The organism is Pseudomonas sp. HY2-MNA-CIBAN-0224 (assembly GCF_040310285.1).
GTDB lineage: Bacteria > Pseudomonadota > Gammaproteobacteria > Pseudomonadales > Pseudomonadaceae > Aquipseudomonas > Aquipseudomonas helleri.
In genome coordinates this window covers 1-4,561 of record NZ_JBEOPQ010000119.1, presented here as the reverse complement: position 1 = coordinate 4,561, position 4,561 = coordinate 1, and the positions used below count along the sequence as shown (strand labels likewise).

Here is a 4,561-nt window from a genome sequence, read left to right as displayed (position 1 = left end):
GAGCTTGCCTCGCGATCTTTTGATCTTTTAAAAAGATCGCGAGGCAAGCTCGCTCCTACAGGGGGGATTGTTCTGCCTATTGCTAAGCAAGAGTCTGACTCAATGTATGACGCATTTTCAAACCTTGCGCCATCCCCCAGCATGGCCACATGAATACATTAATCGCGTACTACCAACACTTGGGCTGGGCCTTGTCACTGCTGGTGATGATCACTTTTCTGCTGGCGGGAACGGTCAAAGGCATGATTGGCCTGGGCTTGCCCACCGTCGCCATGGGCATGCTCGGTCTGGCTATCGCTCCGGCGCAGGCTGCAGCGCTGCTGATCATCCCTTCCATCGTCACCAATACCTGGCAACTGGTGGCCGGCGGGCAACTGCGCGAGCTGATCAAGCGCTTGTGGTCCATGCAAGTGGGCATCTTCTTGGGTACGGGGCTTGGCGTGCTGTGGCTGAGCGTCGACAGCGGCGGTTGGGCCGTGCGCGCACTGGGCGCGGCTTTGTTGCTGTACGCCCTGGTCGGGCTGTTTCTACCAGCCCTGCACGTGCCGGCGTCTGCCGAGCGCTGGGCGGGACCGGTCTGTGGGTTGATCACAGGTATCATCACCTCGGCCACCGGCGTCTTTGTGATTCCTGCCGTGCCGTACTTGCAAGCCCTGAGCTTGAACAAAAACCAATTGGTCCAGGCCTTGGGTTTGTCCTTCAGCGTCTCGACCCTTGCCCTGGCGGCCGGGCTTTATTGGCGCGGCGCGTTGGGCGGTGGCGAACTGAATGCCTCGGTGCTGGCGCTGTTGCCCGCGATGCTGGGCATGTGGCTGGGGCAATGTTTGCGTCAACGCATCAGCGCCGCGTTGTTCAAGCGCGTGTTCTTTGTCGGCATGGCCGTGTTGGGTGCTCATTTATTGATCAGCGGCTAAAGCTGATTGGCAACAATCTGATAGTTATTCGTGATCTGTGCGCAAAGGTAATTTGCTTTAACGCGGGTTTTTCCTAAAGGCTGGGCTCTATATCGTTGCCCTACGTTTTAAACCTTTAAGACCCCCGTGCCGCTCAACAGCGCTGAGGGTTAACTCCTGAAGAGGCTGCTCATGAAAAAAATTCTGTTACTCAATGGCGCTAAAAAATTCGCCCACTCCGATGGCCGCTACAACCTGACCATGCACGACACCGCGCTGGCCTTTTTTGATCGTCAGGGTTTTGAAGTCAACGTCACCCACATCGACGAAGGCTACGACGTGGCCGAAGAAGTCGAAAAATACCTGTGGGCCGACGTAGTAATTTACCAAATGCCGGGCTGGTGGATGGGCGCGCCGTGGATCGTCAAAAAATACATCGACGAAGTCTTCACCCAGGGGCATGGCAAACTCTACGCCAGCGATGGTCGCACCCGTTCCGATGCGTCGCAGCGTTATGGCAGCGGTGGCTTGATCCAGGGCAAACAGTACATGCTGTCGCTGACCTGGAACGCACCGCAGCAAGCGTTTGAAGACCCGGCCGACTTCTTTGAAGGCAAAGGCGTGGATGCGGTGTACTTTCCATTCCACAAAGCCAACCAGTTTTTGGGCATGACCGGCTTGCCGACCTTTCTGTGTGTCGACGTCATGAAACGCCCGCAACCGGATGTTGACGCGGCGCGTTACGAGCAACACTTGAGCGAAGTCTTCGGCCTCGACGTGTAACCTGACGCATTTCACGACGGCTTCGCCGCCGATCGCAGCCTCGCTCCGCTCGTCAGCGGCTACTAGCGACTACTATCAGTCGTTATCAATGAGGGGCATGTGTGAAAGCCAGATCCGATGAGCTGCAAATATTTGTCTCGGTGATTGAGTGCGGCTCGATCTCCGCCGCTGCCGAGCAAGCCGGGCAAACGCCTTCGGCCGTCAGCCGCACGCTGTCAAGGCTGGAGGCCAAGCTCGAGACCACGCTGATCAATCGCACCACGCGGCGCATGGACCTGACCGAAGAGGGCAAGTTCTTCTTCGAGCAGGCCAAGTTGATTCTTGAGCAAATGGACGAGCTTGAAGAACGCCTCATTTCGCACCAGCGCACACCGTCCGGGCGTCTGCGCATCAACGCGGCGGCGCCGTTCATGCTGCACGCCATCGTGCCGTACCTCCCCGAGTTCCGGGCGCTGTACCCCGAGATCCAGCTGGAACTCAACAGCAACGACCTGATCATCGACCTGCTAGAGCAAAGCACCGACATCGCGATCCGCATCGGCACGCTGGCGGACTCGACCTTGCACGCCCGTTCATTGGGCTGCAGCCCGCTCAATATTCTGGCCAGCCCCGAGTACATCGCCCGGCACGGTGTACCCAACAGCGTGGCCGAGCTGGCCAACCACACCCTGATCGGCTTTACCCAAAACGACGGCCTCAACCAATGGCCGTTGCGGTTTGCCCAAGGTGATCGCTGGCCCATCCAGCCGGCCATCAGCGCCTCCAGCGGCGAAACCGTTCGCCACTTGGCGCTGCAAGGGCAAGGCATTGCCTGCCTGTCGCACTTCATGACCCAGGAAGACATCAGCGCCGGGCGCTTGCAGGTGCTGCTGGGCGAATTCAATAGCGGCTATCGCCAGCCCATTCATGCCGTGTACTACCGCAACTCGCAGTTGGCGTTGCGCATTCAATGCTTTCTGGACTTTATCCAGACCAAGCTGGCGAGCTATGCAGCGCCGTATTTCAAAGACTGACGGGCTGACATTGGCAGGGTGTGCGGCGCTACGCAGTTTTCCTTTTACTGTTTGAAATTTTTGACGAAATCAGACAAGGTTCGGCAACAGTTGATAACAATAAAAGGAAGTAGCGAATGCGTATTGTGTGGTTCAAAACCCTGGCCTTGACGGCGGCCATTGCCGCCAGCTCCTCGGCGTATGCCGTCACTCTGGAAGGCGGCGCAGTGGCTGCACCGGATCAATACGGCGCTGAAGTGGCAGCGCAAATCCTCAAAAAAGGCGGTAACGCGGTCGATGCCGCCGTCGCGACGGCCTTCACCCTGGCCGTGACATACCCCGAAGCCGGCAACATTGGTGGCGGCGGTTTCATGACTTTGTTCATTAATGGCAAACCCTACTTCCTCGACTATCGCGAGACCGCGCCCAAAGCGGCCAGCCGCGATATGTACCTCAATGACAAAGGCGAAGTCATCGAAAACCTCAGCCTGGTGGGCTCCCGTGCGGCGGGCGTGCCGGGTACGGTCATGGGCTTGTGGGAGGCGCATCAGCGCTTCGGCAAATTGCCATGGGCCGAGCTGATCACCCCGGCCGTGGGTTATGCAAAAAATGGTTTCAAGGTGGCCGACCAGCAATTCCAGTACCGCGAAGATGCGCTGGCGCTGTTTAACGGCACCACCAACTTCGGCGATTACTTCGGCACGATGAAGCCGGGCGAAACCTTCAAGCAGCCAGAACTGGCCAAGACCCTGGAGCGCATCGCTGATAAAGGCGCCAAAGAGTTCTACCACGGTGAAACTGCCGACCTGCTGGTCGCGCAAATGCAAAAAGACAAAGGCCTGATCACCAAAGAAGACCTCAATGACTACAAGGTCAGCTGGCGTGAGCCGATGCGTGTCGATTTCCGTGGCAACACCTTGTACACCGCACCGCTGCCAAGTTCGGGCGGCATCGCCTTGGCGCAACTGATCGGCATTAAAGAAGACCGCGCGGCAGACTTTAAAGGTGTGGAGCTGAACTCGGCCCCGTACATTCACCTGCTGGCGGAAATCGAAAAGCGCGTGTTTGCTGACCGTGCCGATTACCTGGGCGACCCGGACTTCGGCAAAATGCCGGTGGCTGAGCTGACTGACCCGGCGTACATCGCCAAGCGTGCGAAAGAAGTGAACCCGAAAGCGATTTCCGAAACCGCCAAGGTCAAACCGGGTCTGGAACCGCATCAGACCACACACTTCTCCATCGTCGATAAAGACGGCAACGCCGTGAGCAACACCTACACGCTTAACTGGGATTACGGCAGCGGCGTTGTGGTTAAAGGCGCGGGTTTCTTGCTCAACGATGAAATGGACGACTTTAGCTCCAAGCCGGGCGTGGCCAACGCTTTTGGTGTGGTGGGCGGTAATGCCAACGCCATCGAGCCGGGCAAACGTATGTTGTCGTCGATGAGCCCAAGCCTGGTCACACGCGATGGCAAGGTCACACTGGTACTCGGCACGCCGGGCGGTTCGCGGATCTTTACCTCGATCTTTCAGGTGCTGAACAACATCTACGACTACGACCTGCCGCTGGAAAAAGCCGTGGCGGCGCAGCGCGTGCATCACCAGTTGTTGCCTAAAGACACCATCTACTACGACGCTTACGCACCGCTGACCGGCAAAGTCGCGGATGAGCTCAAAGCTATGGGCTACACCCTGGAAGATCAGGGCTGGAACATGGGCGACATCCAGGCCATCCGCGTTAACGGCACCGCCCTGGAAACCGCCTCCGACCCACGCGGCCGTGGCGTAGGCAAAGTTGTGAAGTAGCCTTTCAACTCTGTAGGAGCGAGCTTGCCTCGCGATCTTTTGATCTTTCTAAAAGATCGCGAGGAAAAGCCAGGGATTCAACCGATCT

At 57.8% G+C, this 4,561-nt stretch carries 4 protein-coding genes; all 4 read left to right on the top strand.

The window, feature by feature from the left end; translation table 11 throughout:
* Positions 1–149: 149 nt before the first annotated feature.
* A complete protein-coding gene (locus AAEZ03_RS25560; protein ID WP_282363898.1) occupies positions 150–914 on the top strand; it encodes a sulfite exporter TauE/SafE family protein in 765 nt (254 codons plus the stop codon).
* Between the two features lie 171 nt (positions 915–1,085).
* Positions 1,086–1,676, top strand: a complete 591-nt coding sequence (gene mdaB, locus AAEZ03_RS25555; protein ID WP_153335528.1) for an NADPH:quinone oxidoreductase MdaB — start codon at positions 1,086–1,088, stop codon at positions 1,674–1,676.
* Between the two features lie 101 nt (positions 1,677–1,777).
* On the top strand, positions 1,778–2,689 hold the full coding sequence (locus AAEZ03_RS25550) for a LysR family transcriptional regulator (protein ID WP_278942449.1): 912 nt from the start codon (positions 1,778–1,780) through the stop codon (positions 2,687–2,689).
* Positions 2,690–2,805: 116 nt separating this feature from the next.
* Entirely contained in the window at positions 2,806–4,473 is a 1,668-nt protein-coding gene (gene ggt / locus AAEZ03_RS25545; RefSeq protein WP_350582474.1) for a gamma-glutamyltransferase, read from the top strand.
* Positions 4,474–4,561: the final 88 nt, after the last annotated feature.